We start from the raw sequence: 24,630 nt of genomic DNA on the forward strand, positions 1-24,630 counted from the left end.
CGTGGCGCCTTAGGTAAGGTCTGGGGTGCTCGGCGACGAGGCCGACATAGGCCGCCGCGCGCGGTTGGTTCACAGGGATGTCGAGCGTCGCATCCGAGTCAACGGGCACGCGGTCGCCAGGGAACTTATGGACATTCCGCTTTTCCTTTAAGGAGATGGATCGCGTGACCATTCGCGTAGGCATCAACGGCTTCGGCCGCATCGGTCGCAACTTCTACCGGGCAGTTCTCCAGTCGGGTGCCGACATCGAGCTGGTGGCCTTCAACGACCTCGGCGACGCCGCCACCACCGCGCAGCTGCTGAAGTACGACAGCATCCTGGGACGGCTTCCCTACGAGGTCAAGGCCAACGACGGTGAGATCACCGTCAACGGCAAGTCCATCAAGGTGTTCGCCGAGAAGGACCCGGCCAAGCTGCCGTGGGGTGACGTCGGCGCCGACGTGGTCATCGAGTCCACCGGTTTCTTCACCGACGCCACCAAGGCCAAGGCACACGCCGACAACGGCGCCAAGAAGGTCATCATCTCGGCTCCGGCCAAGAACGAGGACATCACGATCGTCTACGGCGTCAACCACACCGACTACGACCCGGCCAAGCACACGGTGATCTCCAACGCCTCGTGCACCACCAACTGCCTGGCCCCGATGGCCAAGGTCCTGCACGAGAACTTCGGCATCGAGCGTGGTCTCATGACCACCATCCACGCCTACACCCAGGACCAGAACCTCCAGGACGGGCCGCACAAGGACCTGCGCCGCGCCCGCGCCGCCGCCATCAACGTCGTCCCGGCGTCGACCGGCGCCGCCAAGGCCATCAGCCTGGTCATGCCGGAGCTGAAGGGCAAACTGGACGGTTTCGCGATGCGGGTGCCGATCCCGACCGGCTCGGCCACCGACCTGACCTTCACCGCGTCGCGCGAGACCACGGTCGAAGAGGTCAACGCCGCCATCAAGGCCGCCGCCGAGGGCCCGATGAAGGGCGTCCTGTCCTACACCGAGGACCCGATCGTGTCGTCCGACATCGTCACCGACCCGGCCAGCTGCATCTTCGACGCGGGCCTGACCAAGGTGATCGGCGACCAGGTCAAGGTCGTGGGCTGGTACGACAACGAGTGGGGCTTCTCCAACCGCCTCATCGACATGGTCAAGCTCGTCGGCTCGAACTGATGCGGACACTGGAAACCCTGCTGGAGCAGGGTGTCACGGGTCGGCGCGTCCTGGTGCGCGCCGACCTCAACGTGCCACTCGACGGCGACCGCATCACCGACGACGGCCGGATCCGCGGCGTGCTGCCGACCCTGACGGCGCTGCGCGACGCCGGGGCCAAACTGGTGGTGTGCGCGCACCTGGGCCGCCCCAAGGGCGCACCGGACGCGAAGTACAGCCTGGCGCCGGTGGCGGTGCGGCTGTCGGAACTGCTGGGCACCACGGTCGGCTTCGCCACCGACACCGTCGGCACCGACGCCGAACGGGCCCTGTCGGCCCTGGGCGACGGCGGCGTGGTGCTGCTGGAGAACCTGCGGTTCAACCCGGGTGAGACCAGCAAGGACGACGCCGAACGGCTCGACTTCGCCACCAAACTGGCCGAGGGCAACGACTTCTACGTCGACGACGCCTTCGGCGCGGTGCACCGCAAGCACGCCAGCGTCTACGACGTCGCCACGCTGCTGCCGCACTACGCCGGGAAGCTCATCACCACCGAGGTGTCGGTGCTCAAGCGGCTGACCGAGTCGCCGCAGCGCCCCTACACCGTGGTGCTGGGCGGCGCCAAGGTCTCCGACAAGCTCGCCGTCATCGCCAACCTGCTGGACAAGGTGGACCGGCTGCTCATCGGCGGCGGCATGATGTTCACCTTCCTGGCCGCGCAGGGCCACGACGTCGGCACCTCACTGCTGGAGTCCGACCAGATCGACACCTGCAAGGGCTTCCTGGACGAGGCCGCCAAACGCGGCGTCGAACTGGTGCTGCCGAGCGACACCATCACGGCCGCCCAGTTCAGCGCCGAGGCCGAGCCGGAGACGGTCGCGGTCGACGCGATCCCGTCTGACCGGATGGGCCTGGACATCGGCCCCGAGACCGCCGCCCGGTTCGCCGTCGAGATCGGCAAGTCCAAGACGGTGTTCTGGAACGGCCCGATGGGCGTGTTCGAGTTCTCCGCCTTCGCCGACGGCACCAGGACGGTGGCACGGGCGCTTGTGGACTCGGACGCCTTCACCGTCGTGGGCGGCGGCGACTCCGCGGCGGCGGTGCGCACCCTCGGCCTGCCCGAGGACGGCTTCGGCCACATCTCCACCGGCGGCGGTGCCAGCCTGGAGTACCTGGAGGGCAAGACCCTCCCCGGACTGTCGATACTGGAGTCACAATGAGCGACCGCAAGCCTCTCATCGCCGGCAACTGGAAGATGAACCTCAACCACTTCGAGGCCATCGCACTGGTGCAGAAGCTGGCCTTCAGCCTGGACGAGAAGCAGCTGTCGGACGTCGAAGTGGTGGTACTGCCGCCCTTCGTGGACATCCGCAGCGTCCAGACCGTCATCGACGGCGACAACCTGCTGCTGGGCTTCGGCGCCCAGGACGTGTCGGCGCACGCCTCGGGTGCCTACACCGGCGAGATCTCGGCGGCGATGCTGGCCAAACTCGGCTGCACCTACGTGACCGTCGGCCACTCCGAGCGGCGCCAGTACCACGGCGAGGACGACAAACTCGTCGGCGCCAAGGCGAAAGCGGCGCTGGCCAACGAGATCACCCCGATCCTGTGCGTCGGCGAACCGCTGCCGGTGCGCGAATCCGGGGAGCACGTCGAGCACTCGGTGGGCCAGCTGCTGGCCGCGATCGAGGGACTGTCGTCCGAACAGGTCGACAAGCTCGTGGTCGCCTACGAACCGGTGTGGGCCATCGGCACCGGCAAGACCTGCGCGCCCGACGACGCGCAGGAGGTCATCGGCGCGCTGCGCGCGGCGCTGGCCAAGGACCACCCCGAGGCCGCCGAGAAGGTACGCATCCTCTACGGCGGTTCGGTCAAAGCGGGCAACGTCGCACAGATCATGAAGAAGCCGGACATCGACGGCGCCCTAGTGGGCGGCGCGAGCATCGACGCCGACGAATTCGTGAAGATCTGTCGCTTCCCTGAGCACAACAACGTGTAAGCGGAAGCAGCGCTCTACTCGACTGAACATACTGGACGTAGGCGGTACGGGCACCTTCGGTGATCACAGGGTGTCCGTACCGTTATTTTTAGCGGGGCGGTGTGGCATTTCCGCGCCTGGCGTCTTAGGGTGTTGAATCACCGGCCCCGGGCTGGTCGGTGCAGATCCTGTATGCCCCCTTCAGGAGTGTGGTGGATGCGTGGAATAGCGGGATACGCGCGCAGGCATATAGCGCTTGCCATGGTGGCGGCGCTGACGGTCACGATGGCCGGAGCCTGCACCGCCGACACCCCCAAACCCGAGACGGTCGCCTCGAAACCCGGCGAGGGCGGCACGGTGCGCGTCTTCACCCAGACCCTGGAGACCCTCGACCCGCAGCGCGTGTACGTCATCACCGGCCTGAACGTGTCCACACTCATCACCCGGACACTGACGACGTTCACCGCCAAACCGGGGGAGAAGCCCAAGCTCGTCGGCGACCTGGCCACCGACACCGGCAAACCCAACAAGGACAACACCTCCTGGACCTACACGCTGCGCGACGGCGTCAAATGGCAGGACGGCACCGAGCTCAGCTGCGAGGACGTGCGCTACGGCGTGCTGCGCAACTTCGACGTGCGACGCAAGGACGCCAAGATCACCGGCGGCCCGAGCTATCCCACCGAATGGCTTGACGTCCCCGAGGACTACGAAGGACCCAAGGGCGACAAGTCCGACAAGGACCTCTCCGGGGTCACCTGCGAGAACAAGCGCACCATCCGCTTCGACCTGAAGGAGCCGCAGGCCAACTTCCCGTCCGCGGTGAACCTGCCCGCGTTCTCCCCGGTCCCGGAGCAGCACGACACCTGGGCCGACTACGGCGAGGAACCGGTGTCGACCGGACCGTACAAACTGTCCTCGTACAAGCCCTCCAAGGGCGACACGCCGGGACGCGCGGTCTTCGAACGCAACCGGTTCTGGGACTCCGAGACCGACAAGATCCGCGATGCCAAGCCGGACAAGATCATCCTCGAACTCGGCAAGGACCCCGAGGAGGTCGCGCAGCAGATCGTGTCCGACAACCCCGGCTACGACAACGCCGTCCTGTACGACTCGGTGCCGAACAAGTTCGTCTCGCAGGTCGTCAACGACAAGCAGCTGAAGAAGCAGACGGTGTCGGGCTCCACCAGCGGCGTCACCTACATGGCGATCAACACCGAGACCGTGGAGGGCCGCGACTGTCGGCGGGCGTTGATGTACGCGTTCAACAAGAGCAAGTACATGGACGCCATCGGCGGCGACGTGTTCGGCGACTACGCCACCACGATGCTGCCGCCGTCGGATCCGGCGCACCGCGACCACGACGTCTACGGCCTGGACGGCGACCCTGACGGCGATCTCGACAAGGCCCGGGAACTGCTCGAGGAGGCCAAGGGCTGTCCCGAAAGCCTCACCCTCGACGTGCAGGACACCGAACGCGGTGAACGCACCGGCGACACGATTGCGGAGACCTTCGGGCGCCTGGGCATCACCGTCAAGGTCAACAAGATCGCCCCGAACAAGTACTTCGACACGCTGTCCCAACCGGACAAGCTGCACGACCTGACGATCGCCTCCTGGATCCCGGACTGGCCGGGCGGCTCGGGCGTGATCCCGGCGCTGTTCGACGGCGACCTCATCAAGCCCGGCCTCAACAGCAACTACTCCAAACTGGATGATCCCAAGATCAACGAGCGGATCGACGAGGCCAGTATGGAGACCGACCGCAAGCGGTCGTACGAACTGTGGGCCGACCTGGACGAGCAGATCCAGAAGGAGGCCGCGGTCGTCCCGATCGTGTACCCCAAGGCGCTGAACCTGTGTGGCGTCGACGTACGCGGCGGCGTGCTGAACCCGCAGTGGGGCGGCATCGACTTCGCCTCGCTGGGTGTCAAATGAGAACGTGCGATATGCTTCCGCGAACCGACAGCCGTGACCACGGCGCGGCAGCAGTCTTGCCGCATCACCTGGAAGGACCCGTTTAAACCGCTATGCAGGCTTTGATGTACGTGCTCGTTGGCGTGTTGGTGGTGACCAGCGCCGCGTTGATCCTTCTGGTGCTGCTGCACAAGGGCAAGGGCGGCGGTCTGTCGAGCATGTTCGGCGGCGGCGTCAGCTCGAACGTGTCCGGCTCCGCGGTGGCGGAGAAGAACCTCGACCGCATCACCGTCATCGTCGGTGTGCTGTGGCTGATCGGGATCGTCGGTTTCGGCATCCTGCTGCGCCAGATCGTCAGCTCGGGCTGAAATCCTTCACGTTCCCTCGCGCATCAGGCGTTACTGTAGCGTCAGGGTGACGTTAGGTAAGATCAATTTCTCGGGTTCTCACCCTTTCATACAGGGTGGTATGGGTCATAGACTCGATCTCGGTCGGACTTCCGGCCAGGCACCCTCATCGGTTCGTCCGATGGTGCCCTCCGTACCACAGCGCCCCCCTGTGAAGGAGCCCGTCAAATATGGTCAGTGGAAACGCGATTCGCGGCACCAGGGTCGGTGGACGGCCTGCCGGCTGCCCCGAGCACGGTGAGCCCGTGCCCCGTCAGTTCGTCGACTACTGGTGCGTCAACGGCCACCACACCCGGCCGTCGTTCTCGTTGCGCGCCGACATCCCCGAAACCTGGGAGTGCCGCCGCTGCGGCCTTCCGGCCGGTACCGACCGGGAATCCCCACCCGAGCCGCCCACCTCGCGGCCCTTCAAGACCCATCTGGCGTACGTCATGGAACGCCGCAGCCCCGAAGACGGCGAGGCACTGCTCGCCGAGGCTTTGGCGAGCCTGCGCGCCTCCCGCGGCGAGACCTGAACCAGGTCCGCGACCGACGCCGTCGGGCGGCGGCTCGCCCGGACCGGTCAATCGCGGCCCCGCCGCCCCCGCCACCATCCGGCCAGTGTCACCACGCCGGTGGCGCCCAGCACCGTCACCAGCAGCCAGCCGAGGTTGCTCCCGTAGGACTGCGGCAGCGCCGTCGGGTTCGACACCACCGGATACCGGATCAGCAGCGGCAGGGCCAGCAACGCGAGCGTGCCCGCCACCAGCAACCCGCCGGTCGTGAACTGACGGACGGGTCGCGGCAGCGGCCGCAGCGCCCGCCAGGCCAGCGCGCCCGCGAGCAGCGACAGTGGCGCCAGCAGTCCGTCGTGGACCGCCACCGCCATGCCCAGCCACACCGCCAGCCCGGTGAGATCGGCGGGGGACTGCTCCGCGAGCAGGCCCGCCGCGCCCCACGCGGCGAAGCCGACCCCGGTCACGATCAACACGACCCGTACGAACCTCATGACAGCACCTCTATCGTCGCGACCCACTTGGTCTGCAGGACACCGGGCCGGGCGGGCGCGATGAGACGGGCCGGGTATCCGTGATCGATGTGGAGGGTCTCGCCGTCCAACCGCAGCGCCAGCAGCGTCGCCGCGTCCTGGGCGAACTCCGGGCCCATCCGTGAGGTCCGGTAGTGGCCGTCGGTCTCCAGGGACGCCACCTCGACGTCCGCGTCGGGCGGCGCCCCGGCCCGCTTCAACAGGTCGCGCAGCCGGACACCGCCCCAGCGCGCGTTCTGGCTCCAGCCCTCGACGCAGGCGATCGGCAGTTCCACCTCGTGCTGCGGCAGGGCGTTGAGTTCGTCGAGGCTCAGCGAGTACGTCCTCGGGCCGCGCACCGTCAACCGGTAACCGGCGTCGGTCGCGGTCTCGGTGACGTTCGCCTGGGCGGCGGTCCGGTTGACCGGCAGCCCCTGCGGACCGACACCCGGTTTGCGGGGCGCCAGCAGCGCCAGCCCGCCCAGCGGCGTGAAACTCTGGCCGACGGTGGTGACGGTGACCGCGACGGTCGCGGCGGCCACGGTGGCGAAGAAGCCGCGCCGCGACCAACCGGAGGCCGGGGTCGGTTCGGGATCCTTGGGTTTGCGCCAGTTGCCGCGCAGCAGCGGCAGCTTCACCGCGATGTGGATCAGCAGCGACCCCAGGATCACCAGCGACAGCCAGAAGTGGACGGTGCGGAACGAGAACGACCACGGGTACCACTTGACGGTGTTGGCGAAGCCCAGGAACAGTTGCAGCAGCGACGTCGCCACCAGCACCGCGATCGACAGCCGTTCCAGGGCGTGCAACGGACTGCGCACCACCGGCCAGGTGAACAGTCGCGGGTAGACGGTCCACAGTTTCGCCAGCAGCAGCGGGATCAGGGCGGTTCCGGTGGCGACGTGCAGCCCCTGCGACAGCCGGTACAGCCACACCGGCCGAACCGGGAACGTCATCCAGCCCAGCGGTTCCTGCAGGAAATGGCTGTACAGCCCGGTCAACAGGCACAGCGCGAAACACGCCGCGATGAGCCGCCCCAGCACCGTGGCTGTGCGGGGATTGTGCAGGAAGGTGCTGAACGCGCCGTCCCGAAACGGCGACAGCCGATGTCGCCGGACGACGGTGGCCGCCCGGGCGACCCGCTTGCTCGAAACCATGTCGGCCATGACACCACGCTCGTGCTGGCCGAGTCCGGTTTTCGTTCCGGCCGTAAGGCCGCCGTAATGATCTTGGCTCAGTCGCCCAGCAGCCGGGGCACCACCTTGCCGGTGGCGTTTCGCGGCAGCTGCTCCAGGAACCGCACGTCCCGGGGGACGCTGAAGCGGGCCAGGTGGGTGCGGACGTGGTCGCGCACGGTCTCGGCGTCGAGTTCGTGCCCCTCGGCGACCACGACGTGGGCGACCAGCCGCTGCCCGAACTCCTCGTCGGCCACGCCCACGACCGCCACCTCGCGCACCTGCGGCAGCCGCGCCAGCAGGTTCTCCACTTCGGAGGGGAACACGTTCTCGCCGCCGGAGATGATCATGTCGTCGGCCCGGCCGTCCACATACAGCAGTCCGGATTCGTCGCGGTGCCCCAGATCGCCGGAGTCCATGGTTCCGTCGAAGGTGGAGCGTCTACTGCCGTCGGTGTAGCCCTCGAACAGCATCTCGTTGCCGACGAAGATGCGCCCGGGCACGCCACGGTCGACCTCGCGACCGTCCTCGTCCAGCAGCAGCACCGTGGTGCCGTGCGGCGGTCTGCCGGAGGTGTCGGGGTGGGCGCGCAACTCCTCGGGGGTGGCGATGCTGATCCACGACACCTCGGTGGTGCCGTACAGGTTGTACAGGACGTCGCCGAAGGCGTCCATGAACCGGGTGGCCAGGTCGCCGGGGTAGCTGGAACCGCTGGTGGCCACCACCCGCAGGCTCGCGGTGTCGCAGCCGTCGCGCACCTCCGGCGGCAGTTCCAGCAGCCGTTGCAGCATGACCGGGACGGCGAACATCGCGGTGCAGTCGTGTTCGGACAGCGTGCGCAGGCTCGGCTCCGGATCGAAGCGGCGGCGCAGCACGATCGTGGCCCGCATCGCGATGGCCAGTTGCAGGGCCGCGTAACCCCAGGTGTGGAAGATCGGCGCGGCGATGTGGATGCGATCGCCGACCTTGAGCGGGATCCTGGACAGCAGCGCCGTCAGCGAGTGCAGCGCCGGTTTGGGGCGCCGGGCTCCCTTGGGGGTGCCGGTGGTGCCGGAGGTCAGCACGATGGTGCGGCCCGTGGCGGCGGGAGGGGAGTGGCCGCCGGGCTCGGCGGCCTCGGCCAGCGCCCGCAGCCCGTCGGCGCCGTCACCCTCGGCGGCGATGACGCGCACGCCGTCGGGCAGGTCTGGCAGCGGCAGGAACTCGGTGTCGGCCACCAGAACCGCGATGTCGTGGTCGTCGACGGCCTGACGCACCTGCTGCGCCGACAATCCGGTGTTGAACAGGACGGCGTCGGCGCCCAGCTTGCCGCAGGCGATCAGGGTCGCGATCATCCCGGTGTGGTTGCGGCACAACACGGCCACCCGGGGCGGCCCCTCGGGACGACCCTCGGCCAGCACCCGGGCCAGCCGGTCGGTGCGCTCGTCGAGTTCGGCGAAACTGACCGGTCCGTCCTCGTCGACGACGGCCGTCCACTCCGGGTCGCGGCGCGCCGCCGAGGCGAACTCACCCGCCAGCCCCAGCCCCCAGCGCGCCAAAGTGGACACCTGCCGCACCACCCGGTCGGGTCGACCGGGCGTCAGCAGGCCGCGCCGGGCCATGGTGGAACCGATGTGCCAGCCGGTGCCCAGCGCCCGGACGGCACGTTTCATCGCTGCGGTCATAGTGGACTCCTCGGGGCGGCGACGAGCTCGTCCATACCTTACCAGCGAGTAAGGTAGCGCGCCAGCGCCGCAACTCCCGTCACTTCGCGACCCGACCCTCGGCCACGGCGAGGACAGGTCGGGTAAATTCCGGATCCCGACCCGACCCGGAGGCTTGATGCTCGACGACCTGTTCGACCCGCTGGACGCCGAGGTGTACGCGCACATCCGCGACATCGACGACGGTCGCGCCCTCGGTGTCCGCGAGACGACCCCGGTCATCCTCGTGTCGGTCATCAAGCTGTTCATCGCCTGGGAGTTTCGCTGCCGGGTCGCCGAGGGCACGATCGACCCGGCCACCCCCATCAGGGTCACCGCCGCCGACCGGCTGGGCGGTACCGGCACCGCCGGTTTCCGCCACGACGCCCATATCGCCGTCGGTGACCTGGCCGGGCTCATGATGGAGGTCTCCGACAACACCGCCGCCGACGTCGTCGTCAGGCACATGGGGGCGGGCGGCCTTCGCAGTCTGCCCGCCCGGCTGGGACTGACCGGCACCAGACTGATCGGCTCACCCCGCGCCATCCTGGAGGAGTTGGCCCGCGACCTCGACGTCAACGACCTGGAGGCACTGGCCCCGGTGCTGGCCAGCGGCTCGGTCTCGACCGCGGAACTGCGCGGAACCAGCGTGTGGGATCCGCAGCGCACGAACGCCTCCACGCCCGTCGACCTGACCCGGTTCCTGGAACACGTCTGGAACGGTCCGCCCGAGGTGGCCCGCGACGTGCGGGGTTGGATGCGGCGCCAGCTCACCGGACGGCTGGCCCGGCTGGCACCCAGCGAGGTCGTCGCGCACGGCCGCTCCGGCTCGCTGCCCGGCTGGCTCAACGAGGTGGCCGTATGGGAATGGCCGGACGGCCGCCGCCACGCCATCGCCGTGTTCGTGCGCACCAGCCGCCCCAACTTCCGCGAGGTGGAACGGGCCATGAGCCTGGCCGCGCTGCGACTCACCGAGAAGCTCAGCGCCGGAAACGCCTGAGCGCGCCCACAAGCGCGGCGTACCCGGCCGCGATCACGATGCCGCGACCATGGCTGCGACGCCTCGGTCACAAGCAAGAGCGCGCGAGCGTCGGTACGGCGGCCCGGCTACGTTCAGTACAGCGCCGACCACGGGCGCGGCGGCTCGGCCTCGTCGGTGTCGGCCGCGCGCCGCACCAGCGTCCGCATCCGCTGATAGCGCCGCAGCAACTCCGGTGCCTCCCGCATCAGTACGTGACCCGCCGCCGTCAATGACACCTGCCCACCACCGCGATCGAACAGCTGCGCACCCAGTTCCCGCTCCAGCCGCCGGATGCGCTGGCTCAACGGCGGTTGCTCCATGCCCAGCCGTTCGGCGGCACGACTGAAGTGACGTTCTTCACCAACGACGACGAAACACTCCAGGTGCCGCAACATGTCCACGCGGCGACGATATCAATCCGGTAATCGCCGGATATTACCGTTGATATTGGACACAGCGCCCGGTCGCGGGCTTTACTGTCGCCCATGACCGACAGAAACCATCGATCCTTCGCGCTCAGCCGCCGCAGCCTGGTGAAATGGGGTGGCGCCGCGGCACTGGCCGCCTCGATCCCCGTCACCATCGCCGCCGCCACGGCCGGAGCCGAACCGACCGGGAAGAGCGTGCGACTGCGCTGGCTGGGCACCAACTCCTGGGAGTTCACCACCGAGGAGACCACCGTCCTCATCGACCCGTGGGTGAGCCGCTTTCCCACCGGCGCCTACACCGAGGCGGGCGCCAACCCGGAGACGAAAATCGAGGTCCATGAGGACGTCATCGACGAGCACCTCCCCAAAGCCGACACCATCCTCGTCACCCACGGCCACTGGGACCACATCGCCGACGTCCCGTACATCGCGAAGAAGACCGGCGCCACCGTCATCGGCACCGAGACCCACCTGAACCTGTTGCGCGCCATGGACGCCCCCGAGGAACAGCTCGGACAGGTCGTCGGCGGCGAGTTCTACCAGTTCAAGGGCTGCACGGTGGAGGTGTTCAAGTCCACGCACTCGGCCAAGGGTGACCACAAGAAGATCGAGTTCGCGGGGACACGCACCTCGGTTCCCAAGCGGCCCATGAAGATCAAGCACCTCGTCGAGGGCGGCAGCCTCACCTACCTGCTCGACTTCGGCGGCGTCTCCTTCTTCAACGCCGGTTCGGCCAACTTCCACCAGCACCAGACTGAGGGACTCACACCCACCGTCCTGTTCATACAGCCCGGCGGCGGCCACACCCCCGACTACGTCGAACGGCTGCTGAAGGCCACCGGCTACCCGCGCTACGTGGTGCCGACCCACTGGGACGACTTCGACAAACCCCTCACCGAACCGGCCGTGCCCGGCGGTGACATCGAGACGCTGCAGAAGCGGGTAGCCAAGGCCAGCCCCGATTCCGAGTTCGTCCGCATCGACCACCTGGAGCACCATGACTTCCAAAGCTGAGATCACCGTTAGCTGGCTGGGCACCAACGCCTGGGAGGTGATCTCGGGTGGCAAGACCATCCTGGTCGATCCCTGGGTGTCGCGCTTCCCGACCGAGGGCAAGGACGGCAAGTTCAACCCGAACACGCCGCTGTCCGTTGACGAGAAGGCGGTGGACGAGCACATCAACGGGGCCGACACCGTCCTGATCACGCACAGCCACTACGACCACATGGGGGACGTGCCGTACATCGCGAAGCAGACCGAGGCCACCGTCCTGGGTACCGAGACGCACCTGAACCTGTTGCGCGCCATGGACACTCCCGAAGAGCAGCTCGCGCAGGTCGGTGGGGGAGAGCTGTACCAGTTCGACGGTTACACCATCGAGGTCTTCGCCTCCACCCACAGCGTCGCCGGGAAACACAAGACCCAGCTGTTCGGCGGCACCCTGACCGAGGTCCCCAAGCGCCCCACCAAGGTCAAGCACCTCCTGGAGGGAGGCAGTCTGTCCTATCTGGTCACGTTCGGGAAGACCTCGCTGTTCTTCGTCGCCACCCCGGGTTTCCACGAACGCGAGATCGCGGGGATCCGGCCCACCGTCCTGTTCATGCAGGGCACCACCCCGAACTACCCGCGCTACGAGAAGCGGATGTTCGAGGCCACCGGGTACCCGCCCTATGTGATCCCCACCCACTGGGACGACTTCGCGGCGCCGCTGAAGGAACCGGCGATCGACGAGTACGGCGCGGCGAAACTGCGCGAGAAGGTCGCCGAGGTCAGTCCGTCGTCGAAGTTCATTCAGCTGGACCACCTGGAGTCCCACACGTTCTGACGATGGGCGCCTGCAATTCGGCCACCTGTTCGGCGGTGTCGGTCGAGGAGCCGAAGCTGATCTGACGGGCCAGGCCGTCGAAGCGGTAGCCGTGCGTGTCCACCCACCGCACCAGCTGCTGGCTGATGGCCAGGAAACCGTTGCCCAGGCCGGGAAACAGGACGGTGGCCGCGGTCTCGACGGGCGGCAGGGTCGTGACGTCGAAGTCCTCGGCCGCCGTTCCGGTGGCCACCGGCAGACCCGCGTGCACGATGATCTGCTCGCCGAGCTGGTCCGGGGTCTCGAAGTACACGGTGTCGGGGCCGGTGGCCGACACCCCGGCGGCGGCCAGCCGGGCTCTCAGCTGATCGAACAGCCCGTCCACGACCGGTCCGATGTGGTGCGGGCTGAAGCTGTCGGCCGGGGCGGACAGTTCGGCGAGGTCGACGGCGGGCAGCTTTTTGACGATGATGTCCTCGTCCGGCATGGAGTCCTCTTTCTCGATGGAGTGGAGTCTCGCCTCGACCTGGAGCAGCCCCGAGCGCGCCGTGGCGATGGTCTCCTCCAGTTCGGTGCGCCGCAGCCGCAGCATCGCCCGCAGCTCCGCGACGGTGATGTCCTCGTCGAGGATCGAACCCACCTGCCGCAACGTGAACCCCAGATCCTTCAGGGCCACCAGCCGGTTGAGGCGCGACAACTGTTCGGCCCGGTAGTACCGGTAGCCGGTGGACCGGTCCACGTGAGCGGGGCTCAGCAGCCCGATGGCGTCGTAGTGCCTGAGCATCCGGACCGAAACCCGGCCGTGCCTGGCGAAATCTCCGATGGTGAACATGATGGACTCGAGTATTGACCCTGACATCGTGGGAGAGTCAATACTTGGGGCATGTGTGCGAACCCACCCGTCACCCTCACCGCCGACGCCGTCGCGACCACCCCGGCGCTGCTGTTGCGGCCCTGGCATCCCGCGGATGCCGCCGCGCTGGCCACGGCCCACGACGACCCCGACATGCGCCGCACCCTGATGTTCCCGTTGGACGGGATTGCCGAAGCCCGCGACTGGATCGGTCGGCAGGTCGAATCCTGGAACGCTGGAACCCGCCACAGCTTCGCCGTCCTGGGCGCCGACGACGAGCGGATACTGGGCCACGTCGTGGTCAAGATGGTCAGCGACTTCGATCCGGCCGCCGTCGAGGTCGGCTACTGGACCGTCACCGCCGCCCGGGGACTGGGCGTCGCTCCCCGTGCCGTCGCCACCGTCACCCCGTGGATATTCGCCGAGTGGGACCGGGTCAAACGCGTCGATCTGCTTCACGCCGTGGACAATCCGGCCTCGTGCCGGGTGGCCGACAAGAGCGGCTTCCGGCTCGAGGCGGAGCTTCCGCCGCGTCCGCCGGAGTACCCGGGCCCCGGCCACCGGCACGTCCGCGACCGCGACTAGCCGTCCGTGCCCCGGGCCGCCTGCCAGTGCACGACCAGCTCGTCGAAGGTCCTGTGCACCGAACCGGGCGCGGCCAGTGGCGGCTCGGGATAGGCCTCGTCCAGGACGGTGGAATGGCCGAAACCGCTGGGCAGCAACAGTCGGAACACCACGATCGGCCGCTCGTCACACCACGCGCGGATCAGCCACCGGCGCGGCCCCGACTCGACCTCCCAGCCGGTCACCTCGGACCACGGGATCGTGTGCCGTCCGACGGCCTTGACCATGGTGACGCCCTCGTCGTCGAACACCAGCCGCTCGCGCAGCTTCGCGATCGCGCTGACACCCAGTACCAGCAACAGCAGGCACAGCAGCCAGACCAGCACCAGCTTCTCCGGCTGCCCGTCGGCTCGCATCGTGGCGGCTCTGCGGGTCATCGGGACCAGCCCGGCGAAGCACAGCAGCGCGATGCCCGCGAAGGTCAGCAGGGTCGGCCAATGGCGCAGGACGAGGCGGTCGCCGGAAGCGTCGGTCATTCCGAGACCCTAACCGGCCTGTTAGATTCGCAACCGGGTCTCATCCCAGGGAGGTCTGTCATTCACACTCCGGCGGCGGCACCGGTCACGCGAAGCATCGTCCTGGTCGGTCTGATGGGCACGGGCAAGACCACGACCGGACGGCTGGTCGCCGAGGCGCTCGGCCTGCCCATGACCGACAGCGACGCGTACCTCAACGAACGCTACGGCCACAGCGCCAACCAGATCGCCGAAACCCTCGGCCCGGACGTGTTGCACGCCCGCGAGGCCGAACACGTGCTGGACGCGTTGGAGCGAACGCCGCGCGTCATCGCCGCCGCGGCCAGTGTCGTGGAGGACCCGCGGGTGCGCGAGGCGCTGCGGACGCCGTTCGTGGTGTGGCTCGACGCCCCCGACGCGGTGCTGGAGCAGCGGATGCAGTCCAGTTCGCACCGGCCCGACTTCGACCCCGAGACGCTGCGGGCCCGGCGCGAACCCCACTACCGGGAACTGGCGGACCTGACCGTCGACGTGGCCGCCAACCGTCCCGAACCGGCGGCGCGGCTCATCCTCGACGCCGTCGGCGCGTCGAAGTGACCGCGCATATAGGAATCAAGTGTCGTAACCGAATTTTTGGGTAAAGTCAGCCACGGGGTGCTTGATTCGTGACTGCCACTGTTCCGCGTGCTGACGCGCTGGTCCTGTTCGGAATCACCGGCGATCTCGCCAAGAAGATGCTGTTCCCGGCGCTCTACCACCTGGCCAAACGCGGGCGGCTCGACATTCCCGTCGTCGGGGTCGCCGCCGCCGACTGGGACGACGCGGCGCTGCGCGAACACGCCTACGCCGCGGTGGTCGCGTCGGTCAAACGCGTCAACAAGGCCGTGTTCGAGAAGCTGGCCTCGCAGCTCAGCCTCGTCACCGGCGACTTCAAGGACCCGGGGACCTTCGACCGGCTGCGCGACGAGGTGAAGGGACTGGGCTACCTGACCCACTACCTGGCCATCCCGCCGTCGCTGTTCACGACGGTGGCGCAGTCGCTGGCCACAGTGGGGCTGAACCAGAACTCGCGGCTGGTGGTGGAGAAGCCTTTCGGGCACGACCTGGACTCGGCCAAGCGTCTCGACGTCGAACTGGCCCGGTACTTCGACGAGGAACACCTGCTGCGCGTCGACCACTTCCTGGGGTCCGAACCGGTCGAGGGCCTGAAGGTCTCCCGTTTCGCCAACACCCTGTTCGCAACCACTTTGCACCGCACCTGTGTCGACAATGTTCAGATCAGCCTGGCCGAGGACTTCGACGTCGCCGACCGAGGCTCCTTCTACGACGCCGTCGGCTGTGTGCGCGACGTGTTCCAGAACCACCTGTTGCAGGTGCTCAGCTTCCTGACCATGGAACCGCCGAGCACCCCCGACGCCAAGGTCGAGAAGCTCGAGAAGTGGCGGGTGCTGCACGCGGCCCGCACCATCGAACCGGCCGACACCGTCCGGGGTCAGTACCACGGCTATCTCGACGTCGACGGCGTGAAACCGGACTCGAACACCGAGACCTTCGTGGCAGTGAAACTGTGGATCGACAACTGGCGCTGGTCGGGGGTGCCGTTCTACATCCGCAGCGGCAAGTGCCTGGCGTTGAGCGCCACCGAGATCGTCGTCGAAATGCGCCGACCGCCCATCGACCTGTACCCGGCGCTGAACGGCGCCACACCGCCCAACCTGATCCGGTTCCGGCTCGAACCCGAGGCCGGGCTCAGCATCGACGTGATGGTCAAGAAACCCGAGGACGGCGAGGACGCCCGCCCGGTTCCCGTCGACGTCGACTTCGCCAAGGCGCTGGGGCGGGAGGAACTGCCCTACGAGAACATCCTCGACGGCGCGATCACGGGCGACCGGGAGTACTTCACCTCGTTCCCGGTGGTGGAGGAGTGCTGGCGGATCGTGTCGCGCATCATCGACACCACGGACACCCCGATCCGTTACGTGAAGGGCACCTGGGGTCCCGCCGCCGCCGAACTCATGCCCGGCCCCGACGGCTGGCACGACATCGGATCGATGGGGGCGTCATGAGCCTGACGGGGGAACAGTTCCCGATCGCCGCCGGTGGCTACCGGGCGACGGTGACCGAAGCGGGCGCGGGACTGCGCGAACTGACCTTTCAGGACCAACCGCTGATCCTGTCGCACGGCGCCGACCAGACCGCCCCGGCCGCGTTCGGGCAGCTGCTGATCCCGTGGCCCAACCGCGTCGACCACGGCCGCTACAGCTTCGACGGCACCGCCTACCAACTGGACATCAACGAACCCGCATACGACTGCGCCATCCACGGACTCGCCCGCTGGGCCACCTGGGCCCCGGCCGAACACGAGGCGGACCGGGTGCGGCTGACCCACCGGCTGCTGGGAAGCCCGGGTTACCCGTTCCGGCTCGACCTCGACGTCGAGTACACACTGGACGCGGCGCGCGGGCTGACCGTCCGGCTGACGGCGACCAACAGCGGCACCCGCCCGGCCCCCTACGCCCACGGGGCCCACCCGTACCTCACCGTCGGCCAGCCCATCGACACCTGCGTGGTCCGCGTCCCCGCCGACGACCACCTGCCCGTCGACGGCCGGATGATCCCGTACGGCCCGCCACAGCCGGTCAAGGGAACCGACTACGACCTGCGCGACGGACGACTGCTGGGCGACCAGCGCATTGACCTGGCGTTCACCGGCCTGACCCGCGGCGCCGACGGCCGCGCCTGGGTGCACCTGTCCGGCGAGAACCGCACGACCTCGTTCTGGCTCGACCGCACCCAACCGTGGCTGGAGATCTACACCGCCGACAATGTCCCGTCCACTCTGGCGCGTCAGGGGCTGGGCGTCGAACCCATGACCTCGCCGCCCAACGCCTTCGCCACCGGTGACGACCTGGTGCGCCTGGACCCCGGCGGCACCATCACCGGTTGTTGGGGAATCGCCGCCACCGCCTGACCGAAGCCGCGCGGTTCAGCCACCCGTGTCACCCAGCGACGGGTCCCACCCCCGAGAAGTCCACGAAAGCGGACACCAAGGTGACCGTGAAGTTCGACTGGCTGGACGGCAAACCCGCCGCGTACGGCGCGGTCATGTGGACGAACCTCAACACCGGGGAATCCGACGGCATGGACACCGAGAACGGCAAGCTGACCCTGAAACTGCCGCCGGGCGAATACGGTTTCGCCACCCAGATGGCGACCGACAACGGTGACGCCAAGGTCTACGGAGTCGACGACCTGGCTGTCAAAGGAGAGACGGCGAAGTTCACGGTGGACGGCCGCAGGGCCAAGCCGATGAAGTACAACGTGGACGCCACAGACGTCGAGAAGCGGAAACTGTACGGCATCCCCTCCAAGGCCGAACGCCAAGGACACAAGTCGGGATTCGCGCTGAAGGCCGAACTGACCGGTCCGGCCAACGCGGCCAAACCCTACAGCTACAGCCTTGTCGACTTCGTTGACAAGGGCATTCCCGCCGACCCGTCGTTCACCACCCGAAACGACTCACCGCCGGATCGACCGGCGAGGAGTCCTGGCTCAGTGGCCCCGTGACGGTGGGACTGTACGACTCCAACTGGACCGGCACTGCGATGAGTCGAATCCCTTGGGACAAGGAGGAATTCGAGATGATCACCGGCGCGGGCATGTTCGACACCGGACCCGCCGGGGAGGAGGTCGCCGCCGACCGCCCCAAGGGCAAGGCCGTACTCAGCAAGGACGGCAAGGTGATCGGCAGCGCCGACAACTCGGCGATCACCGGCGCCCAACTGGCCAAGGACGACAAGGGACGGTACAAACTGGAGATCGACTCCACCCGGTCGTTCGCGTGGCCAGCACCATCCGTCCCTACGGCCTCAGATAACCGCTCCACGGTGGCGACGGGGCACTGGTGTTGTTCCGTCGTCACCAGCTTCCCGTCGGCGATGTGCAGCACCCGGAACCCGCCCTCGGGCAGGCTCGTGTCCGTCGGGGCGGCGGCGCCGAGCCGGTCGCACGCCAGCTCGGCCAGTTCGGACAGCAACTCGTCGTCGGCGCACACGATCGTCGGTGTCGCGCAGGCCAGCAGTTCGTCCAGGCGCTCCTCGGTCTGACCGGGTTTGGCCATGCCGACGGTGAACGCGGCGTCGGTCGTGACCGACACGTCCTCGCGGATCGCGTACGGCAGCAGCGTTTCCACGCAGCGGGCGCTGGTGGAGCCGATGGCGGTCGCGGGACCGAAACACGACAGCAGTTTCGCCAGCGCGCCCGCCTGCTGGCGACCGGTGTCGTCCAGCGGCCGCAGGGTGTCGTCATCCTCGGTCCAGTCGGCTCCCGCTCCGGTGGCGGCGTGGCGCAACAGGATCAACGGAACCGTCCGAATCGGACCGGAGGCGAAGTCGTTCAGCACCCGAAGGTCCCGGTCGTAACTGAGCCGTTCGGCGGCGTCCTCGATGGACAGCCATTCCAGCTGGTCCACCTCGCCTTCGGCGGGGGTGGCGGTCTGCCGGTTCGGTGCCGGGGTGGCCGCCCAGTAGTCGACCCGTTTGGGGCGGCCGTCCTTGTCGTAGAAACTCGGCGACAGCCGACGTCCCAGTATCGGTCGGATCCCCGTCTCCTCGAAGACCTCGCGCCTGGCGGTTCGCAGCAGGTGCTCGCGCTTCTTGACCTTGCCCTTGGGGATCGTCCAGTCGTCGTACTTGGGACGGTGGATCAACGCCACCTTCGTCCCCTCGGCTTCGGGGCGCCACAGCACCGCACCGGCCGCGAAGATCTCGGGTGGGTTCATCGGCGTCTCCGCATGAGCGTCTCCTGAATATCGGTTCCGTCGCTGTGCCAGGGCCAGGTGCCGTCCGGAGCCAGCCGCCAGGACGCGGTGTCGTCGTCGACACCCGCGTCGAGCAGCGCCACCACGTCGGCGCACTGCTGTTCGTCGGCGACCCGGACGAGTGCCTCGACACGACGGTCAAGGTTACGGTGCATCAGATCGGCACTTCCCAGCCATACCTCGGGTTCCCCGTCGTTCTCGAAGATGTACACCCTCGAGTGTTCCAGGAACCGGCCCAGGATGCTGCGGACCCGGATGTTCTCCGACAAACCCGGCACGCCCGGACGCAGCGCGCAGATGCCCCTTACCCAGATGTCCACCGGCACACCCGCCATGGAGGCGCGGTACAGCGCGTCGACGATCTGCTCGTCGATGAGCGAGTTGCACTTGATGCGGATCCGGGCGGGGCGGCCGTCCCGGTGGTTGCCGATCTCCTTGTCGACGCGTTCGATCAGCCCGGCGCGCAACGAGTCCGGGGCGACAAGGACCCGCCGGTAGTCCTGGTACCGGGAGTAGCCGGTCAGGTGGTTGAACAGCGCGCTGACGTCCTCGCCGACCTCGGGATCGGCGGTGAGCAGACCCAGGTCCTCGTACTGCCGCGCGGTCTTGGGGTGGTAGTTGCCGGTGCCGATGTGGCAGTAGCGACGGATCGACCCGTCGGACTCCTGCCGCACCACCAGCGCGAGCTTGCAGTGCGTCTTGAGCCCGACGATCCCGTACATGACATGACATCCGGCCTGTTCGAGTTTGTGCGCCCAGTCGATGTTGGCGCGCTCGTCGAAGCGCGCCTTGATCTCCACGACCACCACGACCTGTTTCCCGGCCTCGGCGGCGTCGATGAGCGCGTCCACGATGGGGGACTTGCCGCTGGTGCGGTAGAGGGTCTGTTTGATGGCCATGACGCGGGGATCGGCGGCGGCCTCCTCGATGAGCCGTTCGGTGCTGGTGGCGAACGAGTCGTAGGGGTGGTGCACCAGCAGGTCGCCGTCGCGCATCATCGCGAAGATGTCACTGCCGGGCGGCAGCATCACCTCCGACGGCCGAAACGGCGGATACCGCAGGTCGGCGCGGTCGAGGTCGGCGATGTCGTGCAGGCCACCGAGATCGAGCGGTCCGGGCAGCCGGTAGACGGTGTGTTTGGTGATGCCCAGTTCGGTCTCCAGCCGGTCGAGCACCTCCGGCGGCATCGTGTCCTCCACCTCCAGCCGCACCACCGGACCGAAGCGGCGCCGCAGCAGTTCCCGTTCCAGGGTGTTGAGGAGGTTCTCGGTGATGTCGTCGTCGACCTCCAGGTCCTGGTTGCGGGTGACCCGGAACGCGTGGTGCTGCAGGATGTCCATCCCCGGGAACAGCTGCGTCAGGTGGGTGGCGATGACGTCCTCCAGCGGGACGAACCGGCCCGGCGAGACCTCCATGAACCGGGGCAGCACCGGCGGGACCTTGACCCGGGCGAACTTGGTGGTGCCCAGCTTCGGATCCTGCACCGTCACCGCCAGGTTGAGCGACTGTCCCGAGATGTACGGGAACGGGTGCGCCGGGTCCACCACCAGCGGCGTCAGCACCGGGTAGATCCGTTCCCGGAACAGCTGGTGCACCCGGTCCTGCTCGGCGGGTTCCAAATCGTTCCAGCGGACGATCTCGATGCCCTGCTCGACCAGCAGCGGCACGATCGTGTCGCGGAAACACCGGGCGTGGTCCAGTGCCAGTTCATGCGCCAGCTCGGCGGTGTGCCGCAACACTTCCGAGGGTTGCTTCCCGCTGGCCGACAGGCCCGCCAGGCCGGTGGCCATGCGCCGGATGAGTCCGGCGACGCGCACCATGAAGAACTCGTCCAGGTTGCTGGCGAAGATGGCCAGGAACCGAACCCGTTCCAACAGCGGCAGGTTGGGGGACTGCGCGAGTTGCAGAACCCTTTCGTTGAAACGCAACCAGCTCTCTTCCCGGTCGAAGTAGCGGTCCTCGGGGAGTTCTTGCGGGGCAGCGGGGGAGGGTTCGTGGCCGGTCATGAGGCCAAGATCCAATGCGAAGGTGAATTTCATTTGTACTGGTCCTGAAGCTGGGGAGATCGACTTCCATGAATCGGTCTGACCTGTATATACAGCTATACTGATAGTGTGGCCGAGACTCAAACCCCCAGGTACCACGCCATCGAACAGGCGCTACGCCAACGCATCCGCGACCTGCCCGCCCACACGGCGCTGCCGTCCGAGTCGCGGTTGAGCGCCGAGTTCGGCGTCAGCCGCATGACGGCCCGGGGCGCGGTGACCCGCCTGGTCAACGCGGGCCTGGTCTACCGGATGTCGGGCCGGGGCACCTTCGTGGCACCACCGCCGTCCAACCGACGCGCCGACAGCCTGATCCGCTTCACCGAACAGATGCGCCGCAGCGGCCGCACCGCCACCTCGCGGCTGCTCGGCACCGACACCCGGGCCGCCACCGAAGCCGAACGCACCGACCTGCGTCCCGGCAAGAACGGCGTGATCGAGATCCGGCGAATCCGGCTCGCGGACGCCACTCCCATCGCCGTGGAGACCGCCGTGTTCTCCGCGACCCTGTCCCGGCTGCTCGACACCGACCTGTCCGTATCCCTCCACACCCAACTGGCGCGGCTGGGACGCGTCCCCACCAGCGGCCACGCCACCGTCACCGCCGAGTCCGCGACCGTCACCGACGCCGACCTGCTCGACATCCCCGCAGGCTCGGCGGTACTGGTCGAACGACGACTCATCAACGACCAGCACGGGCATCCCCTGGAGCGCACCGAAAGCCGCTACGCCGCCGAACGCTACCGCCTCGACGTCGTCTTCGACGTCGACCAAACCTGACCTCCAACACACAGTGGAAGGAACACCATGCGCACCGTCGCCGAAGTCGCCCGGATGATCGACCATTCACTCCTGCGACCGGAACTGACCACCGGCGACATCGAGACGGGATGCGCGCTCGCCGCCCGCTACCGGGTCGCCTCGGTGTGCGTGCGCCCGGCCGACGTCCCGCTGGCCGCCACGGCACTGGCCGGAACCGGCGTCCTTGTCGGCACCGTCGTGGGCTTCCCACACGGCGGCAACGCCACCGCCGTCAAGGAAGCCGAGACCCGCCTGGCGATCGAGCAGGGCGCGACCGAGATCGACATGGTGCTCAACATCGGACGGCTGCGATCGGGCCAGCTGGACGACGTCGAGGCCGACATCCGCGCGGTCGTCACCGCCGCGGCCTCAGCCCCGGTGAAGGTGATCCTCGAAAACGCCTACCTCACCGACGAGCAGAAGATCGCCGGATGCCGGGCCGCCGAACGGGCCGGAACCCGCTTCGTCAAGACCTCCACCGGTTTCGCCGACGGCGGCGCGACCATGGCCGACCTGCGACTCATGCGCGCGACCGTGTCCGACACCGTCGAGGTGAAAGCCGCCGGCGGAGTGCGCAGCCTGGACACCCTGCTCGCCATGGCCGACCTCGGCGTCACCCGGTTCGGCGCCACCGTCACCGACCGCATCCTCGACGACCTCGACCACCGGCTGCGCGACCGCGACGGCTGGACCGCGGCCTAGCGGACGAGTACGGTGACCATATGCACTGAATATCTGGTTTGAAGGAGAAAGTCATGATTTCTCGAATTCAGCCGATTTCGCTACTCCTGATGCGCGTGGTCACCGGTGGCGTGTTCGTTATGCACGGCTGGCAGAAGCTGTCCGACCAGGGATTGCCCGCCACCGTCGAAGGCATGAAAGGCATGGGCGTACCGATGCCGCAACTGGCGGCGTACTTCTCGACCTTCGTCGAAGTGGTCGGCGGTGCCGCCCTCGTCCTCGGCGCACTGCTGCCACTGGCGGGCCTGCTGCTGACTGCGGACATGGTGGGCGCCTTGATCTTCGTACACCTCGGCGAGGGGTTCTTCCTGCCCGCCGGTTACGAATACGTCCTGGTGCTGGCGGCGGTGTCGCTGGGCATCGGTTTCTCCGGCGGCGGAGCGCTCGCCGTCGACAACCTCATACCCGGCCTGCGCACCCGCAAGCCCAAGCCCACGCCGAGCGACACAGCGGCCACGCCCGCGTGACCGTCAACCGGCGACGCCAGGATCCGGCCCAGTTCGGCGGCGTAGGCGTCGACACTCATCCGCGCGGCCTTGGGGGCGGCGATCGCGACCGCCCGGGCCGCGACGAGCGGACCGGCCACCGGCAGCAGCACTCTCGCGGCCACTCCGGCCGCCCGCCGGGCCTTGCGGGCGTATTCCTCCACCGGTCCGTCGGGCAAGGCCGTCAGCCGTGATTCGGTCGGGGGCAACGGTTCGGCCTTCGCCAGCATCCGGCGGCTCGCCAGTTCGATGGCCCGGTTCCGCCACACCCGTCGGCGGGCCAGCGCCGCCGGAAGTTCGACGGCACGCAACGACGCGTCGGCCAACGCGGACACCGGAGTCTGGGCCGCCGCACCCAACACGGCCCCGGCCAGCGACAGGACCAGCTCGGTCCGCTGGTGCCCGAGCCGATCCTCGATTCCCTGCCGCAGCTTGGGAAACAGGTCGAACACCGCCAGCGCCGACATCGCCTCGGCGGGTGCCGAGAACACCGGGGCCAGTCGGCTGCCGAAGGCCCCGACCACGGCGCCCATCACGTCCCCGCCCAACTCGAGCAACTCGTCGAGCAGCGGCTCGGGATCGCCGGGGTGCATCGCCCCGTCCCGGCTCACCCCCGACATGTCGTGGGCGTCCTCCACCCGCGCCACCACCCGCCGCAACCGCGCGACGTCCACCCGTTCCGCGTCGAAGTCCACCACCACGTCCCCGAGCACCCCGTTGGCGGCGGCCCAGCGCACACCCTCGACCGCGCCCAGTTCCCGTTCCAGGGCCGCGACATAGACGTGCGGGGTGTCCACCGCGTGGACACCCCGGGCTTCGATATGGGCCCGCCCGGCGCGCTCCCAAACCCGGCGGCCGGAGATCTTCTCGCGTACCGCGTGCCCGACATCGCGAGCCAGCGCGGTCACGAACCGCGCGCCGTCGGCCAGGACATGACTCCGAACGCCGCCAGTCCCGCTAGTCCGGCGTAGTACGCCAGGTGACGTTTGTCCGGCAATTGTTCGATGACGGTATGGGAAACCTTGGTCAGCTGCGATTCCTCGGCGTCGGACTGCGTCGGTTGAACGTCATCGGGTTTGGCTTCCGTGGTCGCGCCACGAGTTTCGGTCCGCTGCCCGGTGGACTCCGACGGCATGTCTGTTGTGGAGGTATTCGCCATGGCTCTCACCTCACTTGGCATTACCTGTCTCTCACGCGTATGAGACCACGCGCCGTCAGCTCGCCGGAAATGCCGAATTGCTTTT

The 24,630-nt window shown here is 68.1% G+C and carries 26 protein-coding genes; 17 read left to right on the top strand and 9 right to left on the bottom strand.

The features are described from left to right. The first annotated feature begins 164 nt into the window (after nt 1–164). The 6 genes from gap to SNAS_RS14705 all read left to right on the top strand — a co-directional run bounded on the left by gap (nt 165) and on the right by SNAS_RS14705 (nt 5,962). Nucleotides 165–1,166, top strand: coding sequence for a type I glyceraldehyde-3-phosphate dehydrogenase (gene gap / locus SNAS_RS14680; RefSeq protein ID WP_013018224.1), 1,002 nt, complete (start codon nt 165–167; stop codon nt 1,164–1,166). Next, nucleotides 1,166–2,365: a phosphoglycerate kinase gene (locus SNAS_RS14685; protein WP_013018225.1), complete on the top strand. Its 1,200-nt coding sequence runs from the start codon at nt 1,166–1,168 to the stop codon at nt 2,363–2,365. The genes gap and SNAS_RS14685 overlap by 1 nt, the downstream gene beginning before the upstream one ends. Further along, a complete protein-coding gene (gene tpiA / locus SNAS_RS14690; protein ID WP_013018226.1) occupies nt 2,362–3,144 on the top strand; it encodes a triose-phosphate isomerase in 783 nt (260 codons plus the stop codon). Before SNAS_RS14685 ends, tpiA begins: the two co-directional genes overlap by 4 nt. Nucleotides 3,145–3,339: 195 nt before the next feature. Then, nucleotides 3,340–5,061 (top strand): ABC transporter substrate-binding protein, encoded by a 1,722-nt coding sequence (locus SNAS_RS14695; protein WP_013018227.1) that lies wholly within the window; start codon nt 3,340–3,342, stop codon nt 5,059–5,061. 104 nt (nt 5,062–5,165) lie between these two features. After that, entirely contained in the window at nt 5,166–5,408 is a 243-nt protein-coding gene (secG, locus tag SNAS_RS14700) for a preprotein translocase subunit SecG (protein ID WP_013018228.1), read from the top strand. Nucleotides 5,409–5,617: 209 nt separating this feature from the next. Further along, entirely contained in the window at nt 5,618–5,962 is a 345-nt protein-coding gene (locus SNAS_RS14705; RefSeq protein WP_013018229.1) for an RNA polymerase-binding protein RbpA, read from the top strand. A gap of 47 nt (nt 5,963–6,009) precedes the next feature. Here the strand turns inward: SNAS_RS14705 and SNAS_RS14710 are convergent, their stop codons facing one another. From SNAS_RS14710 to SNAS_RS14720, 3 genes are all read right to left on the bottom strand, one after another. Further along, complete coding sequence (locus SNAS_RS14710; protein WP_013018230.1) at nt 6,010–6,435, bottom strand: hypothetical protein; 426 nt, start codon at nt 6,433–6,435, stop codon at nt 6,010–6,012. Then, nucleotides 6,432–7,619 carry a molybdopterin-dependent oxidoreductase gene (locus SNAS_RS14715; protein WP_013018231.1) on the bottom strand — a complete coding sequence of 396 codons (1,188 nt, stop codon included), beginning with the start codon at nt 7,617–7,619 and terminating at the stop codon, nt 6,432–6,434. The genes SNAS_RS14710 and SNAS_RS14715 overlap by 4 nt, the downstream gene beginning before the upstream one ends. 68 nt (nt 7,620–7,687) lie before the next feature. After that, a complete protein-coding gene (locus SNAS_RS14720; RefSeq protein WP_013018232.1) occupies nt 7,688–9,292 on the bottom strand; it encodes an AMP-binding protein in 1,605 nt (534 codons plus the stop codon). A gap of 157 nt (nt 9,293–9,449) precedes the next feature. Between SNAS_RS14720 and SNAS_RS14725 the strand changes: the two genes are divergently transcribed. Further along, nucleotides 9,450–10,310: a serine hydrolase gene (locus SNAS_RS14725; protein WP_013018233.1), complete on the top strand. Its 861-nt coding sequence runs from the start codon at nt 9,450–9,452 to the stop codon at nt 10,308–10,310. 113 nt (nt 10,311–10,423) lie between these two features. Here SNAS_RS14725 and SNAS_RS37205 read toward each other — a convergent pair whose 3' ends face one another. Next, nucleotides 10,424–10,726, bottom strand: coding sequence for a LysR family transcriptional regulator (locus SNAS_RS37205; protein ID WP_013018234.1), 303 nt, complete (start codon nt 10,724–10,726; stop codon nt 10,424–10,426). Nucleotides 10,727–10,816: 90 nt separating this feature from the next. Between SNAS_RS37205 and SNAS_RS14735 the strand changes: the two genes are divergently transcribed. Beyond that, on the top strand, nt 10,817–11,773 hold the full coding sequence (locus SNAS_RS14735) for an MBL fold metallo-hydrolase (protein ID WP_013018235.1): 957 nt from the start codon (nt 10,817–10,819) through the stop codon (nt 11,771–11,773). Next, on the top strand, nt 11,757–12,584 hold the full coding sequence (locus SNAS_RS14740) for an MBL fold metallo-hydrolase (RefSeq protein WP_013018236.1): 828 nt from the start codon (nt 11,757–11,759) through the stop codon (nt 12,582–12,584). The genes SNAS_RS14735 and SNAS_RS14740 overlap by 17 nt, the downstream gene beginning before the upstream one ends. Here SNAS_RS14740 and SNAS_RS14745 read toward each other — a convergent pair. Further along, nucleotides 12,547–13,395, bottom strand: a complete 849-nt coding sequence (locus SNAS_RS14745; protein ID WP_013018237.1) for a MerR family transcriptional regulator — start codon at nt 13,393–13,395, stop codon at nt 12,547–12,549. The genes SNAS_RS14740 and SNAS_RS14745 overlap by 38 nt on opposite strands. Nucleotides 13,396–13,446: 51 nt before the next feature. Here SNAS_RS14745 and SNAS_RS14750 point away from each other — a divergent pair, with 51 nt between their 5' ends. Continuing rightward, complete coding sequence (locus SNAS_RS14750) at nt 13,447–14,001, top strand: GNAT family N-acetyltransferase (protein ID WP_013018238.1); 555 nt, start codon at nt 13,447–13,449, stop codon at nt 13,999–14,001. On the opposite strand, the gene SNAS_RS14755 is transcribed toward SNAS_RS14750, so the two are convergent. Next, on the bottom strand, nt 13,998–14,516 hold the full coding sequence (locus tag SNAS_RS14755) for a PH domain-containing protein (RefSeq protein WP_013018239.1): 519 nt from the start codon (nt 14,514–14,516) through the stop codon (nt 13,998–14,000). The genes SNAS_RS14750 and SNAS_RS14755 overlap by 4 nt on opposite strands. Before the next feature lie 102 nt (nt 14,517–14,618). Between SNAS_RS14755 and SNAS_RS14760 the strand changes: the two genes are divergently transcribed. From SNAS_RS14760 to SNAS_RS14775, 4 genes are all read left to right on the top strand, one after another. Continuing rightward, entirely contained in the window at nt 14,619–15,092 is a 474-nt protein-coding gene (locus SNAS_RS14760; RefSeq protein WP_425281045.1) for a shikimate kinase, read from the top strand. Nucleotides 15,093–15,160: 68 nt separating this feature from the next. Beyond that, nucleotides 15,161–16,561, top strand: coding sequence for a glucose-6-phosphate dehydrogenase (gene zwf, locus SNAS_RS14765; protein WP_013018241.1), 1,401 nt, complete (start codon nt 15,161–15,163; stop codon nt 16,559–16,561). Next, nucleotides 16,558–17,466, top strand: coding sequence for an aldose 1-epimerase family protein (locus tag SNAS_RS14770; protein WP_013018242.1), 909 nt, complete (start codon nt 16,558–16,560; stop codon nt 17,464–17,466). Before zwf ends, SNAS_RS14770 begins: the two co-directional genes overlap by 4 nt. An 86-nt stretch (nt 17,467–17,552) precedes the next feature. Beyond that, nucleotides 17,553–18,062, top strand: a complete 510-nt coding sequence (locus SNAS_RS14775; RefSeq protein WP_144300496.1) for a hypothetical protein — start codon at nt 17,553–17,555, stop codon at nt 18,060–18,062. Here the strand turns inward: SNAS_RS14775 and SNAS_RS14780 are convergent. Both SNAS_RS14780 and SNAS_RS14785 read right to left on the bottom strand, forming a co-directional pair. Further along, complete coding sequence (locus SNAS_RS14780; protein ID WP_083787116.1) at nt 17,998–19,275, bottom strand: NUDIX hydrolase; 1,278 nt, start codon at nt 19,273–19,275, stop codon at nt 17,998–18,000. The two genes, SNAS_RS14775 and SNAS_RS14780, sit on opposite strands and share 65 nt — an antisense overlap. Further along, nucleotides 19,272–21,353, bottom strand: a complete 2,082-nt coding sequence (locus SNAS_RS14785; protein ID WP_013018243.1) for an RNA degradosome polyphosphate kinase — start codon at nt 21,351–21,353, stop codon at nt 19,272–19,274. The genes SNAS_RS14780 and SNAS_RS14785 overlap by 4 nt, the downstream gene beginning before the upstream one ends. Before the next feature lie 75 nt (nt 21,354–21,428). Between SNAS_RS14785 and SNAS_RS14790 the strand changes: the two genes are divergently transcribed. From SNAS_RS14790 to SNAS_RS34070, 3 genes are read left to right on the top strand one after another with little or no spacing between them, the layout of a single operon-like run. Beyond that, complete coding sequence (locus SNAS_RS14790; protein ID WP_013018244.1) at nt 21,429–22,139, top strand: GntR family transcriptional regulator; 711 nt, start codon at nt 21,429–21,431, stop codon at nt 22,137–22,139. A gap of 27 nt (nt 22,140–22,166) precedes the next feature. Next, nucleotides 22,167–22,862, top strand: coding sequence for a deoxyribose-phosphate aldolase (gene deoC, locus SNAS_RS14795; RefSeq protein WP_013018245.1), 696 nt, complete (start codon nt 22,167–22,169; stop codon nt 22,860–22,862). 53 nt (nt 22,863–22,915) lie between these two features. After that, entirely contained in the window at nt 22,916–23,368 is a 453-nt protein-coding gene (locus SNAS_RS34070) for a DoxX family protein (protein WP_013018246.1), read from the top strand. Between the two features lie 922 nt (nt 23,369–24,290). Here the strand turns inward: SNAS_RS34070 and SNAS_RS14810 are convergent. Further along, the gene (locus SNAS_RS14810; protein WP_013018247.1) at nt 24,291–24,545 is read right to left on the bottom strand and encodes a hypothetical protein; all 255 of its coding nucleotides are present in this window, start codon (nt 24,543–24,545) and stop codon (nt 24,291–24,293) included. Nucleotides 24,546–24,630 lie beyond the last annotated feature (85 nt).

Origin of the sequence: Stackebrandtia nassauensis DSM 44728, assembly GCF_000024545.1 — a bacterium.
GTDB lineage: Bacteria > Actinomycetota > Actinomycetes > Mycobacteriales > Micromonosporaceae > Stackebrandtia > Stackebrandtia nassauensis.